General features: G+C 53.2%; 18 protein-coding genes and 1 tRNA gene. 8 read left to right on the top strand and 11 right to left on the bottom strand.

Features of this window, described 5'->3' with window-relative positions; all coding sequences use genetic code 11:
• Window positions 1–2: 2 nt before the first annotated feature.
• From HMPREF3178_RS30160 to HMPREF3178_RS31815, 6 genes are read left to right on the top strand one after another with little or no spacing between them, the layout of a single operon-like run.
• Window positions 3–2,516, top strand: a complete 2,514-nt coding sequence (locus HMPREF3178_RS30160; RefSeq protein ID WP_077270128.1) for a phage tail-collar fiber domain-containing protein — start codon at window positions 3–5, stop codon at window positions 2,514–2,516.
• Between the two features lie 10 nt (window positions 2,517–2,526).
• Window positions 2,527–2,799 carry a hypothetical protein gene (locus HMPREF3178_RS18860; protein ID WP_070585364.1) on the top strand — a complete coding sequence of 91 codons (273 nt, stop codon included), beginning with the start codon at window positions 2,527–2,529 and terminating at the stop codon, window positions 2,797–2,799.
• 53 nt (window positions 2,800–2,852) lie between these two features.
• On the top strand, window positions 2,853–3,575 hold the full coding sequence (locus tag HMPREF3178_RS18855) for a hypothetical protein (protein WP_070585362.1): 723 nt from the start codon (window positions 2,853–2,855) through the stop codon (window positions 3,573–3,575).
• Window positions 3,547–4,095, top strand: coding sequence for a baseplate complex protein (locus tag HMPREF3178_RS18850; RefSeq protein ID WP_070585360.1), 549 nt, complete (start codon window positions 3,547–3,549; stop codon window positions 4,093–4,095). Before HMPREF3178_RS18855 ends, HMPREF3178_RS18850 begins: the two co-directional genes overlap by 29 nt.
• Window positions 4,096–4,098: 3 nt before the next feature.
• A complete protein-coding gene (locus HMPREF3178_RS18845; RefSeq protein ID WP_070585359.1) occupies window positions 4,099–5,778 on the top strand; it encodes a hypothetical protein in 1,680 nt (559 codons plus the stop codon).
• A 35-nt stretch (window positions 5,779–5,813) separates the two neighbouring features.
• Entirely contained in the window at window positions 5,814–6,218 is a 405-nt protein-coding gene (locus HMPREF3178_RS31815) for a hypothetical protein (RefSeq protein ID WP_077270126.1), read from the top strand.
• 147 nt (window positions 6,219–6,365) lie between these two features.
• On the opposite strand, the gene HMPREF3178_RS31360 is transcribed toward HMPREF3178_RS31815, so the two are convergent.
• Together HMPREF3178_RS31360 and HMPREF3178_RS18840 are read right to left on the bottom strand one after the other, a co-directional pair.
• The gene (locus HMPREF3178_RS31360) at window positions 6,366–6,527 is read right to left on the bottom strand and encodes a hypothetical protein (protein ID WP_175438960.1); all 162 of its coding nucleotides are present in this window, start codon (window positions 6,525–6,527) and stop codon (window positions 6,366–6,368) included.
• Window positions 6,528–6,737: 210 nt separating this feature from the next.
• A tRNA-Ile gene (locus HMPREF3178_RS18840) sits at window positions 6,738–6,813 on the bottom strand.
• Between the two features lie 124 nt (window positions 6,814–6,937).
• On the opposite strand from HMPREF3178_RS18840, the gene mug reads away from it, so the two are divergent.
• Window positions 6,938–7,444, top strand: a complete 507-nt coding sequence (gene mug / locus HMPREF3178_RS18835; RefSeq protein ID WP_004105914.1) for a G/U mismatch-specific DNA glycosylase — start codon at window positions 6,938–6,940, stop codon at window positions 7,442–7,444.
• On the opposite strand, the gene HMPREF3178_RS18830 is transcribed toward mug, so the two are convergent.
• The 5 genes from HMPREF3178_RS18830 to rpsU form a co-directional block, all read right to left on the bottom strand.
• Window positions 7,441–8,568, bottom strand: a complete 1,128-nt coding sequence (locus tag HMPREF3178_RS18830) for an Acg family FMN-binding oxidoreductase (protein WP_017145402.1) — start codon at window positions 8,566–8,568, stop codon at window positions 7,441–7,443. The genes mug and HMPREF3178_RS18830 overlap by 4 nt on opposite strands.
• Window positions 8,565–9,209 (bottom strand): TetR/AcrR family transcriptional regulator, encoded by a 645-nt coding sequence (locus HMPREF3178_RS18825; RefSeq protein WP_004105910.1) that lies wholly within the window; start codon window positions 9,207–9,209, stop codon window positions 8,565–8,567. Before HMPREF3178_RS18825 ends, HMPREF3178_RS18830 begins: the two co-directional genes overlap by 4 nt.
• Before the next feature lie 241 nt (window positions 9,210–9,450).
• Window positions 9,451–11,295 (bottom strand): RNA polymerase sigma factor RpoD, encoded by a 1,845-nt coding sequence (rpoD, locus tag HMPREF3178_RS18820; protein WP_004105908.1) that lies wholly within the window; start codon window positions 11,293–11,295, stop codon window positions 9,451–9,453.
• 149 nt (window positions 11,296–11,444) lie between these two features.
• Window positions 11,445–13,187: a DNA primase gene (gene dnaG / locus HMPREF3178_RS18815; RefSeq protein ID WP_016808010.1), complete on the bottom strand. Its 1,743-nt coding sequence runs from the start codon at window positions 13,185–13,187 to the stop codon at window positions 11,445–11,447.
• A gap of 233 nt (window positions 13,188–13,420) precedes the next feature.
• Complete coding sequence (gene rpsU / locus HMPREF3178_RS18810) at window positions 13,421–13,636, bottom strand: 30S ribosomal protein S21 (protein WP_001144069.1); 216 nt, start codon at window positions 13,634–13,636, stop codon at window positions 13,421–13,423.
• 237 nt (window positions 13,637–13,873) lie between these two features.
• Between rpsU and tsaD the strand changes: the two genes are divergently transcribed.
• Entirely contained in the window at window positions 13,874–14,887 is a 1,014-nt protein-coding gene (tsaD, locus tag HMPREF3178_RS18805; RefSeq protein ID WP_004105903.1) for a tRNA (adenosine(37)-N6)-threonylcarbamoyltransferase complex transferase subunit TsaD, read from the top strand.
• A 47-nt stretch (window positions 14,888–14,934) separates the two neighbouring features.
• On the opposite strand, the gene HMPREF3178_RS18800 is transcribed toward tsaD, so the two are convergent.
• The 4 genes from HMPREF3178_RS18800 to ureE form a co-directional block, all read right to left on the bottom strand.
• Complete coding sequence (locus HMPREF3178_RS18800; RefSeq protein ID WP_017145404.1) at window positions 14,935–16,542, bottom strand: purine-cytosine permease family protein; 1,608 nt, start codon at window positions 16,540–16,542, stop codon at window positions 14,935–14,937.
• 151 nt (window positions 16,543–16,693) lie between these two features.
• Window positions 16,694–17,311 carry an urease accessory protein UreG gene (ureG, locus tag HMPREF3178_RS18795; RefSeq protein WP_004105899.1) on the bottom strand — a complete coding sequence of 206 codons (618 nt, stop codon included), beginning with the start codon at window positions 17,309–17,311 and terminating at the stop codon, window positions 16,694–16,696.
• A gap of 8 nt (window positions 17,312–17,319) precedes the next feature.
• Window positions 17,320–17,994, bottom strand: a complete 675-nt coding sequence (locus tag HMPREF3178_RS18790) for an urease accessory protein UreF (protein WP_017145405.1) — start codon at window positions 17,992–17,994, stop codon at window positions 17,320–17,322.
• Window positions 17,995–18,465, bottom strand: a complete 471-nt coding sequence (gene ureE, locus HMPREF3178_RS18785; protein WP_004105893.1) for an urease accessory protein UreE — start codon at window positions 18,463–18,465, stop codon at window positions 17,995–17,997.
• Window positions 18,466–18,469: the final 4 nt, after the last annotated feature.

Genomic DNA, 18,469 nt, shown 5'->3' with positions numbered 1-18,469 from the left:
TTATGAGTCAGACGGTGATTACTTCCGCCTTTGAACAGCTGAAAGCCCAGGAAGCGGCAAACGGTGGCGTTGTCATTCTTGATAAGTTCGTGTTTGCCAACGTCCCAAATCTGGACATTACCAGCCCAATTGATCGTGGCGAAGGTTTGCCGGACGAGGCGCTGATTGTCCATCGTCAGGCTGTGGGTAAAACCGGGATGGTGAATAACAACGCTGTGGTTTACTCCGTGGTGATGGGTGCGGATGTGGGGGATTTTGACTTCAACTGGGTTGGGCTGGTTAACTCGGCTAACAATGTAGTGGCGATGATTGTTCATGCGCCCACGCAGAAGAAAATCAAAACGGCCACCGGCCAGCAGGGGAACGTTTTAACCCGCTCATTTCTGATGGAGTATAACGGCGCGTCAGAACAGACCCAGATTATCACCCCGGCAGATACCTGGCAGATAGATTTTACTGCCCGCCTGAACGGGGTTGATGAGCGTATTCGTCAGGAAAATATCGATCTCTATGGTGTATCCCGTTTTTTTGGTGATGGATTTCTTGTTACAAAAGAAGCGGGTGATTTTATCCTTAAAAAAGGAACCGGATATGTTTCAGGTATTCGGGCAGAGTTACTTTTTGACCAGCATATAGATATTGTACCTCCTGCAATAGTATGGGTGGATGTGTGCTGGAAAGGAACGCTGACCAGCGTATGGGCTTCTGCATCAAAAATAGTCATTGCTGATAATCTTGAAGATTATAAAATAAATGATGAACAGCATTATGTTTGCCCTCTCGCGGAAATAGATGCTGCCGGGAAGATTAAGGATTTTCGTGATAAATTAAATGACTCTGATAAGGGTATATTATCGCAATTAAAAGATAAGCAACCTTTACACCAGACATTAACAGAGCTATCTGAGCTGAAATCAGAACGGGATAAGGTTCCTTTTTTTAATGAAGAAAGGAAAGTGGACGCAACCAGTTTAACCGGATACGGACGGCTTCTTATCGCCAGTGAAAATGAAAATGAAGCCATATCCTGCATGGGGCTGGATAATCCTGAGGGTGCCGCAAAAATTGTGACGAGCACGGGGCGTAATGTAGAAGACTCTATTCGTTCAACCTCAGGAGCTTCACATTCTCTTTTTCCGTTATTCATGGATAAGTTAACCAGTTATCGCTATACAAATGGAGAACAGGTCAGAATATATGGATTTGGTTCATCTGTAGGGGACGGAGCAACACTACCAGATAAGAATACACAGGCCCCGGTTGCAAAATTTTATGAATATCTCAGTGCTACTGTAAACCGGGGAGGGATTTATCCTGTTTCATTTGCTAACAAATCCGTAAATGGCTCTACAGTTAATGATTTTCTGGATAAACAATGGCCGGATGTTGTTTCTGAAGGGATTTATCCGGATCTGGCTTTGTTCATTTATGGGATGAACGATTTTCCTACAGCCCAGTTTAATGCCGGGCAGACTTTTGGTGATAATGGTTTTAAAAACCGTCTGAGAAAGGCGATCCGGAAAGTAAGGAATGCGGGCGGAGACGTGGTTTTAACAACCACGCCTCATCCTCTTTCAGTTAACTACAGCTGGAGTATGCCGGAGGGGGTATCTCAGACGTGGCCCTGGGCTGTGCCCGCGCCTGTATCTGATGAGCTAATTGTACCTTCAGCGGCCGATTCTGTTGTCAAAATTAAGTGGGGGGAGGCATCTGTTCCTGCGGCCGTTCGTTTCCTCAGAGGAAATGACGCGATCCGAAAAATTGCAACAGAACTTAATTGTGTCCTGATAGATGTTGAAAAATACTGGTTTGATGCAGTGGCAGAATATGGTGAAACAACACTCTTTAATCCAGGACAGAATGTGCATCCGAACTTATTCGGGCATCAAAAATCATACTGGCTGGCCTTTCAGGAGTTTTTTTCGAATGTTAACAGGAATGGATGGACAGCCCCGACCGCCAGTCATTATGATGTATTAGAGGTCGGAGGGACAGGATTGTATCCAAACCCGAAAACAGCTGATATTGATTTACAGGCGATTAATTCCCGTAAATATGCCTATGGTCTGAGAGATCAGTTCTCAAGGCTGTTATACGCTGCCGATCAGACGGGAGAGGTCACTAAATGGGCTTACACTTCACAGTCGCCTACGGCCGGGTCTCCCGGATATAATCTGGAGTGGAAAGAAAAGCACTCCAGAACAGGCGGACTGTATACAACAGGTGATGTGGTTTCTGTAAATATCCCTAACCGAATGTCAGTCAAGCTATTCATTGATGTCTGGTCTTCTGTTCAGACAACATGGGCACAGACAATTGAGGCTATTGTCACGAACAGAGAAGGCACAGTTACATTCACCATCATCGGTGAGCACGATCAGACTCCATCCGGAACCAGCGGGAGTACAGGCGGTAAAAGATTATTCACTTTATCTGCGGGGACGGGCGTACTTAATATAAATGTATTACAGGCAAACTCCAGCGTGAAGTTTCACAGCAGTGGTTTTAATTCATAAAGGTATAAATATGACATTTAAAAAAGATGTTGCATTCACTTTCAATAAAACAGCGGCTAATGGTGTATCTCTTGGCACAGAATCACAGATTATTGAAACTAATTTCAAGGTAAGAACCGTCTATGTTACAGCACATGGTGCGACGGCTGACTTATACAGCAGTTTTGATGGTGAATCATGGCAGTTATTTAATACTTACGAGTTTATGCCTGATTACACTTCCGGCGTGAATGTACTTGAACAGGCAGAATGCCAGATTAAATTACTTCCTGATTTTGCATGACTTGAAGTATGTGAATTTATTTCGGCAATAAAAAGTAGTAGGTGATACCTCATATGTGGCGTGATTCGAAAATATCACTGTCTGGCGAAATTGAGCATTCAATATGTACAACTATTTCGGCTCATCCGTGGGTATTTGGGCTGGGGCAGGATACAGCCAACGGTATTTATTTAAGTCCACAAAATGCTATTTCTTATCTGGCGCAGCAGCTGGCCAGTACTGGAAAGAGCATTGAAGTGGTGATCTTAATGATCGCCAGCAATCAGCATGAAGATTTTATGCAAAGTCTTGGCGAACTGGCTGATGTTCTACCGCTGCCCGCTATGACACAGGTTAAGCGACTGGCGCAGTCGTCAGCAGAGTTGGCCACAGAAAAAATGCTGATCCCGTCATCTGCTACCGGTTCAGTTGCGGCTGTGCCGTTGTCCACACTGACAACCCGCGCTGCGTTGAATGCGCAACGAATTTTAGAAGGGCAGATGCAGGCCGCATCCGGATTCAGTCTGTCGGAGGCAAAGGCGGCGCTGACGGGTTTCATCCACGAAAGAAGCAATATTCTCAGTGAGGTGGCCAGCGGCCTGGAATCGCTGAAAGAAAAAAGCGCCCGTGCCTGGGCGTTCACCGCGCAGGGCGATATCACCACCACGCTGCGCAGCATGGTGAAAGATATTCCGGCCGCGTCGGCGGTGCATTGCGCTGCGGTGATGATGGGAGGGGAAAATCTGGCAGGACTCAGGGAGATGATACATGAACTCGATAGCGACACTGGCGCTTAACGGCGAAGGTATCCCGCTGAAAAACATGCGGGTCACGCTCACCATGCAGTTTCAGGACAAAGAGCAGTCCGGGCAGACCAGTTCCACTGCCAGGGCAGAGCAGGGAACGAAGGGCAAAGAGCTGCGCGTATCCGGCGAAGTGCCGTTTAAAACCCCGGAAGTGCTGAAGCGCATCTTTGAACTGGCCAGCGCCACTGGCGATGATGGTCAGCGCCAGAAATACCGGGTTGCGCATGATGCAGCCCGTGCGGTGGGATTTCGTGAAGCCACGTTTACCGGGAGCCTGGACGCGCCGCAGCAGGAAGGACGCATGTCCTGGCTGGTCACGTTCACGCTGACCGAATTTATCAGCGTACCGGAAAAGCGGGAAGAGCGTGCGGCCAGAAAGGTCTCCGCACAGAAACAAACAGCGGGTACAGGTGCCACGGGGAGCGGAACAGCCTCAGCCGGGGAAAGTGACGAGAAACTGACGTGGTTTGAGAGCAAGGTGCTTAAGCCCGTAAATGAAGCGCTGGGGTAATGCGTGAAACCAATCCAACGAGTCTATTTATCAACGCAGCAGGTTCACTGCCCGGATATCGACCTTGTGCTGGAACTGAACAGCTGCGGCCGGGGATTTATCACCGCGCAGACGGATCAGGACTATACCGGCAAGCTGGTGCGGGTCGATGTGGGCTATACCGATCTGCTGTTGCGCTGGTTTACCGGATACGTTGAGCGCTCCCAGCCAGCGGAGAACGGCTTCCAGCGTCTCTTTGTGCGCGAGCTGGCAGGTGTTTTTGATAAACAGTGGCCATGCTCCATGCAGCACCCGACACTGAAACAAATTGGCGGCTGGCTGGCAGAGCAGAGCGGCATCACGGTTCAGGTGCCGGACGTCGCGTATGCGACAACGCCGATCCCCCATTTTACCCACAGCGGCACTGGCTTTCAGTTGCTGAAGGCTCTGGGGCAGGCATTTAACGTGCCGGACTATATCTGGCATCCATTGCCGGACGGTGGGCTGTATCTGGGTGGTGCTGAAGGTGCCATGTTTGCAGGTCGGGAAGTGGACATTCCGGCTGAATTTGCCAAAAGCACGGCGGGCGGCAACAGTATGACGCTGCCGGTGGTACAGAGTCTGCGCCCCGGGGTGGAGATGAACGGCCAGCGGATCACCCGCGTTCATCTGCATAATGCGGATATGACCGTGACCTGGACGCCCCGCAATAAACAGACCGGCCAGTCACTACAGAAAACGCCGCTTCAGCGCCAGATTGAGGCGTACTACCCGGAGCTGGCCAGCGGACTGCATACCCCTAAAATGGGGCGGGTCGTGGCGCATACCGAACCGGTCAGCAGTGGTAATTTTGCCGATCCGTTTCGCCCGCGCTACGCCGTTGATGTGCAGCTGCTGGACGCGAACGGCAACCCGGACGGCAGCACGCCGGTGTATTCAGCCGTACCGCTGCCTGTGCCGATGGCGGGGCATGATTCCGGACTGTTTCAGTTCCCGGCACTGGGGACGCTGGTCGAAATGGGGTTCACCGGAGGCCGTCCGGATAAGCCTTTTATCCGTGGCAGCCACCCGGACGGCACAAGTCTGCCTGACCTGAAGCCGGGAGAGCAGCTGCAACAGCAGCGCGAAGAGGTATCGCAGCGCGTCACCCAGGCCGGAGACTGGGAACGAAAAACCGATCAGAGTATCCGTGAAGACTCCATGTCCAGGGAAGTGACCGCCGATACGGAAAAACGCGAGCTGGTCACGCGGGAAACGATGGTGAAAGCCACTGACAAAACCACGGTGATTGGCACGGCGCAGCTGACGGCAGGGGCCATTCAGCAGATTGCTACCGGGGATTATGCTGTGGCCACAGGTCGAAACCGCCTGGCAACAATCAGCGGCGATGATGAGACGGATGTTGCTGGCCAGCTGACCACAACCACTGGCAAAGGCCTGACAGAGAAAATTGGTGCGATACGCCGCAGCGTCGCCGCCGTGCAGCAGCAGATTGTTGCGCCCGTGGTCTGGATCGGATCAGAGCAAATCAATGTGACACAACTGATGCTGGACACGCTCGACGTGGTAAAAGAACTGGCCACACTCACTGCCAGCCATACCCACCCGGACACCGGCCTGCCAACCAATGCCGGAGAGATTGAAGGCATAGCGGTGAAGACCGATACCCTCAACGAGAAATACTCCCCCGTCATCGCTAAATAACCCCTCTTACTCAGCCCGCGTAATGCGGGTTTTTTTTGTACCCGCCACCAGACCGCGCAAGACGCGCTCAGAGCGCACATAACACCACCGACACGCCGACAATCAGCAAAACAGATCGTCGCAGCAGCGGGGCGCTGGCTGCGCCACGGCCCGACAAAATAAATCTTTCCCGGACGAAATCGGCGCTACACCGCACCCGCCTGCACATTTTGGATCGTAAAAAATTTTCAGTCGGGATTTTTTACAAACGGCACCGTCAGCCCGCGCCACGGCTGGGCCGCTGTCGCTGGCCGCAAACTGAAAAGAGTGAAAAGAATTTCAGTATTTTTCAGTTAAAAGGATCTGCTGAGGATTCAAGAAAAAAGATAACTATCAGAAAGAAAGAGGAATTTTTAATTTTATGTGAGTGGGAGGGATCGTTTGCGTTTGAGGGGTTTTGATTTGGGATAAGTGATAACCGAGAAGCGGAGCGGCTTCTGGCAGATGTTGTCGATTCTGCTGAACTGAAAAAAGGTAAACGGTGTTGTGAATTCTGGTGGTTACATTTTAAGCAATCCAGATGGTGAGGGAACAGAGCGAAAGCCGGATTATACGCCGAGCTTGCGGCGCGGACTGTAAAGCGTGTGATCCACAACGATGAATTTTTTTTCCAGCCATTGCGTTACCTGTGCAGGCTGAACGCCTGTCAAACGGGCGAAGGATGCCTGGTTACCGTTGTAATATTTTTTGATGTAGTCAAGCAGGGGCATAATAGAGTCCTTTAATATTACATTTGATATAGTAAAACACTATATGAAAAATTATGGTAGTAAAAATTATCTTTAGACTCTGAGGATTTCAAAGATGGGATTGCTGGGATGAAGAAAAACCCGTGCGACACTTTTGCGACACTGTATGTGAGGCAATGAAAAAAGCCACTCTTTCGAGTGGCTTAATTATATGATTTTAAAGCTAAAATTTGGTGGCCCCTGCTGGACTTGAACCAGCGACCAAGCGATTATGAGTCGCCTGCTCTAACCACTGAGCTAAGGGGCCGTGGCGAAGGATTATAAAGTAACTGTTGCCCGCAATCCAGCCTAAAACGCACGCCTGCTGTTTTTATAAACAACGCATTTTCAATCCTTTATAATTACCTTTTAGGTATTGAGCTGGGGAAAACATGATCAACGATATTCTGGCGCCGGACCTGCGGGTGGTCTTTTGCGGTATCAATCCGGGGAAGTCTTCCGCCCATACCGGTTTTCATTTCGCCCATCCGGGAAATCGCTTCTGGAAGGTGATTCATCAGGCCGGGTTTACCGACCGTCTTCTGAAACCCGAAGAGGAGCTGCAGTTGCTGGATACCCGCTGCGGGATTACCATGCTAGTCGAGCGCCCGACGGTACAGGCCAGCGAGGTCGCGCTGCTGGAGCTCCGCGATGGCGGAAGAGAGCTGGTGAGGAAAATGGAAGAGTATCAGCCGCGCGCGCTGGCGATCCTCGGTAAACAGGCTTTCGAGAAAGCGTTTCAGGTACGCGGCGTAAAATGGGGCAAACAGCAGGTGACCATAGGCGCGACGGAAGTATGGGTGTTGCCAAATCCCAGCGGGCTCAACCGGGCGACGCTGGATAAGCTGGTGGAGGCCTACCGGGAGCTTGACGAGGCGCTGGCAACGCGAGGGCTTTAATTCGCCCCGGGCGGTTCCAGGCGGGTAAATTCGCCGATAGGACGGCGAATTCTATTATTTTCGCCATAGTCGTCAACGTAGCCTGCGCGAAGGATCATTTGCGGCGGCTGGCTTAAGCCTAAGGTTTCCGCCAGCTGTTTACGGAACGCTTTATCCTCCAGCATCTGGCTCACCGGCTGAACAGAGATGCCGTAGCGGACGGCATCCAGCCAGAAGGCCTGCAGATTCATGCCGCTGCGCATCATCAGCGGAAAGGTTTCTTCTCCGCCGATGATAAAAAATCCGGCGCTTTGCGCTACGCTGCTGGCCGTTTTACTGATGCTTTCCGCGGCGAAGGCTTCTCCCTGGGCTTTTTGCCGATCGAAAAATGAGTAATAGAGCAGTTTTTTTATCCCGGTGATGCCTAACTGTTCTGCGGGCAGGCCGTCTTTCAACCGGCGGGCCTCTTCGTTGGAAAAGCGCAGCCAGTGAGCGAACTCCGCTCTTTTGGCCGCATCGAGCGCCTGAGCCTTTGCTGCCTGGATGGCAAAACTCTCAAGCTTATTAAACCCGGCGCTGCCGCGTGGATAATAATTTAAATACGGCTGGTGCTGTTTGAGCAGGGCAGCGAGATCGCGGGGCGCAAGGGCAATATCCTGAAACGGACGTTTGTCGGTGTGCCGGCGCTCAATTAACTTCAGCACGGCGGGCTGTTTGAGAGAAGAGGCGCGGTGGAGGGGGCTTAACGTCATGCGGGCAACATCACCATTGCGGGCCATCACCGGTAAAATGTCTATTTCCGCCAGCATGCCAAATGCGGCGGCTGCCTGGCGGAAGTTCTCCAGGAACGCGCCCAGAGAAATACAGGCTTCTCGCCCCGTCGGGTCGATATGCGGGAGGGCTTTACTGCGGTCGAACGCCAGGGTGAATCGCCGTGCGTCCGGGTTATAGCGAATATGCCAGGGCTGGACATTATGCGCATTTGGCGCCAGCGAGGCGTAATACACTATATGGCGCTGTTCGGTTGGCAGCGCAAATGGTAGTGAAAGATCTTTGGTCAGGCGCAGGGGCTTCGCTTTATGATAGGCACAGGCGCAAACCACTATCATACCTATTAGTAAGGACAGAAATATTTTCTTTATCATCGACTCTCGCCTTTTTCTATCATTAATAATAAAGCGTCAAAAGCGAAGTTAAGAAAGGATTTTCGGTCCTTCTCAAGATGCCGCAAAATATAGGCTTCTTTACTTGCTGATTTCTCTATCAGCCCGGTCAGGCAGAGCCAGAACAGCATCATGACGTCTGCCATTGGAGCATTTAACTGAAGCTCTTTGTTTGCTGCCGCGCGGGAAATTTCTCCGGCGATAATATGATTAATCTCCTCGCCGAGCATATAGATATTAGTCAGTACTTTATTATTTTTCATCTCTTTTTCTGAGCAACCTATTTTCCCGGTAATGCCGGGGAAATAGACGATGCCGGAGTCGTGGATAGCAACCAACGACTGGCAAAGCTCATGATAAAACTCGCGGAAGGGGGCCTGCCGGCTGACTATTTTAACCACCTCCTGGTGAAAGCGCTCCATTCCATCGAGAATAAGGTGATCGACAATATCCTGTTTACTGTCAAAGTAGGTATAAAGCGTGGTTTTACTGAATCCGGCTTCGTGCGCAATCTCATCCATGGTCGTTCCTTCTATACCATGGTTAAGAAATAACGTATTAGCGGTGGCCAGAATAACCGTTCTATTAAAATCAGCCAGCTGAATCTTTCGTTTGCTATTCATTGAATATCCCTATTATTTAGATTCGCATTGTCCATTAAGTGCGATTCATGAACCAATAGTACAAATATAAAACTATGAGTCCAGCTGTTTGGCTTTATGGTATTAAATAATAAGAATATGACCCGGATATATATTGATAATTTCTGGATGCAGGTATTAATATTTATTAAAGGAATGATTTGCGATTAGCCATAAAAAAAGCCAGTCAGTTGACTGGCTTTTTTGCGCTAAGCGGCGATGATTAATCGTCGAGGAAGCTACGCAGCACTTCAGAACGGCTCGGATGGCGCAGTTTACGCAGCGCCTTCGCTTCGATCTGACGGATACGTTCGCGGGTTACGTCGAACTGTTTACCCACTTCTTCCAGCGTGTGATCGGTATTCATGTCAATACCAAAGCGCATACGCAGGACTTTTGCTTCACGGGCGGTCAGGCCAGCCAGAACGTCATGGGTGGCGGCGCGCAGGCTCTCAGTGGTGGCAGAGTCCAGCGGCAGCTCGAGGGTGTTATCCTCGATGAAATCTCCCAGATGCGAATCTTCATCGTCGCCAATCGGCGTTTCCATGGAGATCGGCTCTTTGGCGATTTTCAGCACCTTACGGATTTTATCTTCCGGCATCAGCATACGCTCGGCCAGCTCTTCCGGCGTCGGTTCGCGGCCCATCTCCTGCAGCATCTGGCGGGAAATACGGTTGAGCTTGTTGATAGTCTCAATCATATGCACCGGGATACGGATGGTGCGCGCCTGGTCTGCGATAGAGCGGGTGATCGCCTGACGGATCCACCAGGTTGCGTAGGTGGAGAACTTGTAGCCGCGGCGGTATTCAAACTTATCTACCGCTTTCATCAGACCGATGTTACCTTCCTGGATCAGATCGAGGAACTGCAGACCGCGGTTGGTGTATTTCTTGGCGATCGAGATAACCAGACGCAGGTTCGCTTCAACCATCTCTTTCTTCGCGCGGCGCGCTTTCGCTTCACCGATGGACATGCGACGGTTGATATCTTTTACCTGCTCAATGGTCAGGCCGGTCTCTTGTTCAATCTGCTGCAGTTTCATCAGGCCGCGCTGAACGTCTTCTTTCACGTCAAGCAGCTTTTCTGACCACGGCTTATTCATCGCGATGGCCGCATTGAACCAGGTTTCGCTGGTTTCGTTGCCGGTAAACAGAGTGATGAAGTTTTTCTTCGGCATTTTGCACTGCTCAACGCACAGCTTCATGATGATACGTTCTTGAGTACGAACGCGATCCATCATGATGCGCATGCTGTTAACCAGGTAATCGAACTGCTTCGGCACCAGGCGGAACTGTTTGAACACTTCAGACAGCTTGAGAATCTCTTCCTGCGCTGCGGCGTGGCTACGACCTTTCGCTTTGATGGTATCGCGGGTCAGTTCGTACTGCGTGCGCAGCTCGGCGAATTTCTCGCGCGCCAGCTCAGGATCGATGCTGTTGTCATCATCGCTGCTGTCGTCGTCTTCTTCTTCATCTTCGTCTTCGTCGTCATCCATCTCTTCCTGAGAGAGTTCAGAACCGACGTGCGTCGCCGTTGGCGCCATGTCTTCTTCGGCGTTCGGGTCAACAAAACCGGTGATCAGATCGGACAGACGCGCCTCTTCCGCCTCAACGCGATCGTACTGCTCCAGCAGATAGGTGATGGCTTCCGGGTATTCAGCAACCGAGCACTGCACCTGGTTAATACCGTCTTCGATACGTTTAGCGATGTCGATTTCGCCTTCGCGCGTCAGCAGTTCGACGGTACCCATTTCACGCATGTACATGCGCACCGGGTCGGTAGTGCGTCCGATTTCAGACTCAACGCTGGAGAGAACCTGCGCCGCAGCTTCTTCCGCATCTTCGTCAGTATTGTTGTTAGTTTCAGCAAGCAAAAGATCATCGGCATCCGGTGCTTCTTCCATCACCTGAATGCCCATGTCGTTGATCATTTGGATGATGTCTTCGATCTGATCGGAGTCGACGATATCTTCCGGCAGATGGTCATTGACCTCGGCATAGGTCAGATAGCCTTGCTCCTTACCACGTTGGACAAGAAGCTTCAGCTGTGACTGCGGGTTTTGCTCCATAAGACGGTATCCACACTTAATTCGTTTGATTGGTGTAAGCAGATGAACTGCCAACATTTAAAGCGAGGGCGTACTTATATTTTTGCCGCTGCGCCTCGCGCGGCTGTCGGGGTCTTCCCGAACGATATTCGGCACTTAAGCCGTTAAATTCATTTTTTTTCCAGGGCTTGTCTGATTTCCCAGAACTCCCGGCGTTCTTCACTGCTTAAACCGTGAGTGCGGTCGCGAGCTATCAACTCTTCTTGCCGCTGTTCAAGCATTGCATCAAAAATTCGGTTTAGCGTGTCGGTGAACATTTTTTCAACATTCTCATCCCTTATATCGTTCCAGGCTGAGAGTTTTTCAAGTGTTGAGTATTCACTAGTCCCGCGATAGTTCTCTAATAGCTGCCCCGTGGTCAGGCCCGGCTGCGCAACACAGAGGTTCACCAGCTCGGAGAAGAGGCTGAGTCCCGGTAATTTGCTCTGCGCCAGCCCCTGCAAAGGGGGCACCAGCGGCGCCAGATTGGGATTCTGCACCAGCAGTCCTATAAGTATACGCATAGGCGTCTGTTTTATCTGCTGAGCCGGGCGTACGACGCCACTTTCTGCCTGTTTCGGCATTAAACGATCAAGCTGGGTATCATCAAAAATGCCCAGCTTCAGGCCCAGCATCTGGCGCAGCTGAATACGATGCGCATCGCCAGGCACCTGGCTAATGAGCGGCAGCGCTAGTGCGGCCAGCTGCGTACTGCCATCCGGCGAACTCAGATCGACCTGCGGTAAGAGACTGTTAAATAAAAACATGGAGAGCGGCTGAGCCTGCTCCATCCGTGCTTCAAAAGCCTCTTTACCCTCTTTACGTACCAGCGTATCCGGATCTTCACCATCGGGCAGGAACATAAAGCGTAGCTGACGACCATCGGTCATGTACGGCATTGCCGTTTCCAGCGCACGCCATGCGGCATCTCGACCGGCGCGGTCGCCGTCGTAACAGCAAATTACGTTGTTCGTCGCACGGAATAATATATGCATGTGGTCGGCCGTGGTCGATGTACCCAGCGATGCAACGGCATAGTTAATACCGTACTGCGCCAGAGCGACGACATCCATATACCCTTCGACAACCAGCAACCGCGGTGGTTCTGCCTGGTGCTGCTGCGCTTCATAAAGGCCGTAAAGCTGGCGGCCCTTATGGAAAATATCGGTCTCCGGGGAGTTGAGGTATTTCGGCGTATCGTTACCCAGTACGCGACCACCAAATCCAATCACCCGGCCTCGTTTGTCGCGAATCGGAAACATCACGCGATTGCGGAAACGGTCGTAAGTTCTTCCCTGGTCATTATTGACCAGCATTCCGGCATCGAGCAGCAGTTTCCTGTTGTCGACATTACCGCCGAAACGTTTTAATGCGTTATCCCAGCCTGGCGGCGCAAAACCAATAGCAAACTGCTGGACAACTTCGGCACTCAGGCCGCGTTGCTCCAGGTACTGGCGCGCAGGTTCGGCATTAGGTTGGTTGAAGGATTGCTGATAAAAGTCATTTAACCCTTCCATTAGCTGATAGAGATTTTGCCGCTGATGGCGCTCTATCTGACTCAGGCCCGTTCCGGCTTCATACGGCACTTCAAGATTATGCATAGCAGCCAGCTCTTCGACGGTTTCCACGAACTCGAGCTTGTCGTAGTTCATCAGGAAGTCGATAGCGTTGCCGTGCGCACCGCAGCCAAAGCAGTGGTAAAACTGTTTTTCACCGTTGACGGTGAAAGAGGGGGTTTTTTCGTTATGGAACGGACAGCACGCGTGATAATTCTTGCCCTGCTTTTTCAGCTTCACCCGCGCGTCTATCAGATCGACGATATCGGTGCGCGCCAGCAGGTCATTGATAAATACTCGTGGAATTCGTCCAGCCATATGCCCCGTTGTATACACTTCCCCTTCAAACTGCCTCTGCGTTGGCTTCGCTCGTTCACCCCTGTCGCTTACTTCAGTAAGCTCCGGGGACTTACTCCCTTGCCGCCTTGATGCATCTTGAATGATTGGGTGTATATGCTAATGCATAAACGAAAATAAGCCGCGCATTCCTTTCGGAAGCACGGCCTTACAACTACAACTCGGTCTGAATTGAGAGCCTGGCTCCCAACAGATTAGTACAGACGAGTGCGGCGTGCGTTTTCGCGAGCCAGTTTCTTCGCGTGACGTTTCACTGCGGAAGCTTTAGCGCGTTTACGTTCGGTAGTCGGTTTTTCATAGAACTCACGACGACGAACTTCCGCCAGAACACCTGCTTTTTCGCATGAACGTTTGAAGCGACGCAGCGCTACGTCGAACGGCTCGTTTTCACGTACTTTAATTACCGGCATGTAACTCTCACCTTTGATAAATTCGGTTTGCCGCTGGCATCAACGCCAGCTTATTTCAAAATGGTGCGGAATTTTACTGCAATTGCTGCTGCTTTGTAAAGCACCGACGCGATTTTTGAAAGGGACTTTTATAAGGACAGGGAGTATACACGAAGTGAGCGCCAGGGGTGAGGAAAGTTTTACATCAACCCGCATTGGTCCTACACTGCGCGGTATTGAAACGAGGTAAAACTAGCCATGCGTGTACTGGGAATTGAAACATCCTGCGATGAAACCGGCATCGCCATTTATGACGACGAAAAAGGTCTGTTAGCCAACCAGCTGTATAGTCAGGTGAAATTGCATGCTGACTACGGCGGCGTGGTGCCTGAACTGGCCTCGCGCGACCACGTGCGTAAAACCGTCCCTCTGATTCAGGCGGCGCTCAAAGAGGCCGGGATGACGGCAAAAGATATTGATGCCGTTGCGTATACGGCGGGCCCAGGCCTGGTTGGCGCGCTGCTGGTCGGCGCGACGGTAGGCCGCTCGCTGGCCTTCGCGTGGAACGTGCCGGCGATCCCGGTACACCATATGGAAGGGCATCTGTTGGCGCCGATGCTGGAAGATAATCCGCCGCAGTATCCGTTTGTCGCGCTACTGGTTTCCGGCGGCCATACCCAGCTGATTAGCGTCACCGGTATTGGCCAGTATGAGCTGTTAGGCGAGTCGATTGACGACGCGGCAGGGGAAGCCTTCGATAAGACGGCTAAACTGCTCGGCCTGGATTACCCTGGCGGCCCGATGCTGTCGAAGATGGCCTCCCAGGGCACCGAAGGGCGTTTTGTCTTTCCGCGCCCGATGACCGACCGTCCCGGGCTGGATTTTAGTTTCTCAGGCCTGAAAACCTTTGCTGCCAACACCATCCGCAGCAACGGCGATGACGACCAGACGCGCGCCGATATCGCCCGCGCTTTCGAAGACGCGGTCGTGGATACGCTGATGATCAAGTGCCGCCGGGCGCTGGAGCAAACCGGTTTTAAACGGCTGGTGATGGCTGGCGGCGTCAGCGCTAACCGTACGCTGCGCGCGAAGCTGGCGGAAATGATGAAAAAGCGCGGCGGGGAAGTCTTCTATGCCCGTCCTGAATTCTGTACCGATAACGGTGCGATGATTGCCTATGCGGGTATGGTTCGTCTGCGTTCCGGGGCAAAAGCGGAGCTGGGCGTCACCGTTCGTCCGCGCTGGCCGCTGGCTGAACTTCCGGCGGCATAATTTCTGCTGTTTTACAGGCCGACGTCCTGTCGGCCTGCCTTCTCGACTTATTCCATACTCTTACACAGCGAGCAAATCGCCCCCTGATGTTTATGCGAATGCATCACGTCAGGACGTTCGTACTCTTCCCGGCAGCTCAGGCAGCGGTAAACGGTGATCGACGCATTACCCTGCGCATCGTAGCGCGGCTCGGCGATACCGTCATCGTGCTGTTTAATGTAATAGCGCCCGCGGGTGGCGATTCCCATGACCGGCGTCATCACGAACGCTACCGCCAGCGCGATCAGCGGCGAGAACGGCGCCAGGGTGTCGCCTAACAGGCCGAAGAAGGCGCTAATCGAAAGGCCTGCCGCGAGGGCAAAAGAGACTACGCCTACTGGGTTGACGTTGTAGATCATCCCGCGGCGATACTCCGGCTGCGCCGGCGCCAGCTTCAGCACCCCTTTATTGACGGTGATATCGGTGGCGACCACCACCACCCAGGCGATGGCAAAGTTAGAGTAGAAGCCGAGGATCCATGCCAGAGCGCTAAACATGTCGCCCTCCATCAGGGCGAGAGCAATCGTCAGGTTGACGATGACGAAAATAATTCGCCCCGGATAACGTTTGGTGGTGCGCGTCCAGGCGCTGGTCCACGCCAGCGAGCCGGAATAGGCGTTAGTGACGTTTATTTTTATCTGCGAGATAACCACCAGCACCACCGCGAGGGTGAGCGCCAGCCAGCCGGGAACCAGGTTATCGAAGACGCTGACGAACTGCTGTACCGGTTCGGTGTTGTGCACCGCCGGGAAGCGGGTCAGCAGATAGAATCCGAGAAAAGCGCCGATAATCTGTTTAATCGCACCTAACACGACCCAGCCCGGACCGGCGGAGAACACCGCCAGCCACCAGCTTTTGCTGTTTTCTGCGGTCTTCGGCGGCATAAAGCGCAGGTAGTCGATCTGCTCGCCAATCTGCATGATCAGCGACAGGCATACCCCCGCGCCGAGCATAATGGCGGTTAAATCTACCGTTGTTGCGTGGTTTTTACCGGCGAAGTTCATAAACCCATCCACCAGATCCGGGTCTTTGGCGATAAGCCAGGCCACCGGAACCACCATCAGGACCAGCCACAGCGGCGTCGTCCAGACCTGAAGGCGAGTCAGCGCCTTCATGCCGTAGACCACCAGCGGCAATACCATCAGGGTGGCGATGAGGTAGCCCATCCACAGCGGGATCCCTAAGCCCACCAGCAGCCCCTGCGCCATAATCGAGCCTTCGAGGGCGAAAAAGATAAAGGTAAATCCGGCAAAGATAATGCTGGTGATCACCGAGCCAAAGTAGCCGAAACCGGCGCTGCGGGTGATTAAGTCGAGGTCGATGTTATAGCGCGCGGCAGTAATCGCCAGCGGAATACCGGTAAGAAAAATAACCAGTGCCGCCAGCAGGATCGCGTAAATCGCATTGGTGGTGCCCCAGGCCATGCCGATGCTGGCGCCGATAGAAAAGTCGGCCAGGTAGGCGATACCGCCTAATGCCGTCACCGCGACAACCCCTGGTCCCCAGCGGCGAAAGCTCAGCGGGGCATAGCGAAGCGTATAGTCTTCCAGCGTTTCTTTGGAGCCGGAGGCACTGGTTTGCGCAGGTAAATCAGTTTTTATATCCAGTGATGACATAGTCATTCCTTAATGGTTGGGCATGACTGGAATTAGCAAACCTTATGCCACATCGCAGGGCAGGCGCTGTCAGGGCTTCATGAAGGGGATGGCTAAAGAGAGGGCAGGGTATGCACCATCCCGACATCTTTGCGTCGGGATGGTGCAGAGGTTATTTGCCAAGCATGCCTTTGTCTTCGATAAAGGCGATGATATTTTGCAGGCCGTCGCCGCTTTTCAGGTTGGTGAAGCTCCACGGACGTTCGCCGCGCATGCGCAGGGTATCGCGCTCCATCACTTCCAGAGACGCGCCCACGTACGGTGCAAGATCGGTTTTGTTGATCACCAGGAAGTCGGATTTGGTGATCCCCGGCCCGCCTTTGCGCGGGATCTTTTCCCCTTCCGCCACGTCGATGACGTAGATGGTGAGATCCGCCAGCTCCGGGCTGAAGGTCGCGCTCAGGTTATCGCCGCCGCTTTCTACAAAGATCAGATCGAGATTGCCGAATTTCTCGCTTAGCGCTTCCACTGCGGCCAGGTTCATTGATGCGTCTTCGCGAATGGCGGTATGCGGGCAGCCGCCGGTTTCGACGCCGACAATTCGCTCTGGCTCCAGGGCGCCGGCTTCGGTGAGAATGCGCTGATCTTCTTTGGTGTAGATATCGTTGGTCACCACCGCCAGCTGCCAGGTGTCGCGCATGGCTTTGCAGAGGGCTTCCAGCAGCGCGGTTTTTCCGGAGCCGACCGGGCCGCCGACGCCGACGCGCAGCGGTTGCTTAATCATGTTCATATCTTCTCCTAAGAACGGAATAGTCGGGAATACTGGGTTTCGTGTCGCGCGGAAGCGATAGCCGCAAGCGGCGTCGCCGAACCGATTGCGCAATCCGGGGCCGCAAGGGCGCTGTCCATGTCCGCCGCATAGCGGTCGCACAGGCGCAGAATCAACTGCTGGGCCGCCTGCTGGCCGAAGGGCACCAGCTTGACGCCCGCCATCACCGCGCTTTCAATCCAGCTATAGCCAAGGCTCAGGGCCAGATCAGGAATGGCTATTTGCCAGCGTACGCCAAGCCACGCCATACCGGTTAACTGGCTTTGCTGACACAGCTTGCGCCACTCGGGCGGGCAGTCCGGCTGCCAGTCGGCCAGCAGCCGGGTGAAGGCTGCGCCGCGGTTGCGCTCTTCATCGCGCAGCTCGCGGGTTTCCCGGCAGGCGAGCAGATAAGCGGTCCAGCGCCGGGCACACTCCAGATCGCCCGCTTCGCAGGCCCGGTAGAGCCGGGCAAACAGCGGCAGGTCGACGGTAAAAAAGCTCTGCTCCATCTGCCGCAGCTGCCAGCGCTCAAAGGCGGCGGTATCCGCTACCCAGCCCGCTTCCACCGCCCACTCCAGCCCCTGGGACCAGCTGTAGCCGCCAACCGGGAGGCTGCTGCTGGCAAGCTGCATCAGCCGCAGACGTTTTTCCGGCGTCGGCATTTAGTGGCTGTGCTCGTGATTGTGATGATGATGATGGCCGTGCGACTCGCTGGCGTAGGCGCCGGCTTCCGGTTCAAACGGCAGATGCGCGAAATCCACGGCCAGGCCAAACTGGCGCAGCATATCGTCCAGGACGTGGTCGTGATGGTAGCGCAGCTCGCCGGGCATAATCTGCAGCGGGACATGGCGATTGCCGAGGTGATAGCAGGCTTTCGCCAGCATAAAAGGATCCTCGCAGCGCACGACCGAAACGGCTTCATCGGCGGCAATCACTTCAATGAATTCGCTGCCGTTTTCGTTACTGAGAATATCGCCGCCGCGCAGCAGCAGACCGCGCGGCAGCAGCAGGCCCGCCTGACGGCCATCGTTGAGGGTGACTTTAATACGGCTTTTTACCCGCACGTCAATCGGCAGGGTAACGCTGGCCGTGGCCTGCGCCGGGGTCTCTACCCGCTGGGTCAAATAAAGCATTTGC

The organism is Klebsiella sp. HMSC09D12 (genome assembly GCF_001808475.1).
Classification (GTDB): Bacteria; Pseudomonadota; Gammaproteobacteria; order Enterobacterales; family Enterobacteriaceae; genus Klebsiella; species Klebsiella oxytoca.
The sequence above is the reverse complement of the archived record's forward strand: the minus strand, read 5'-3'. Positions and strand labels throughout refer to the sequence as shown.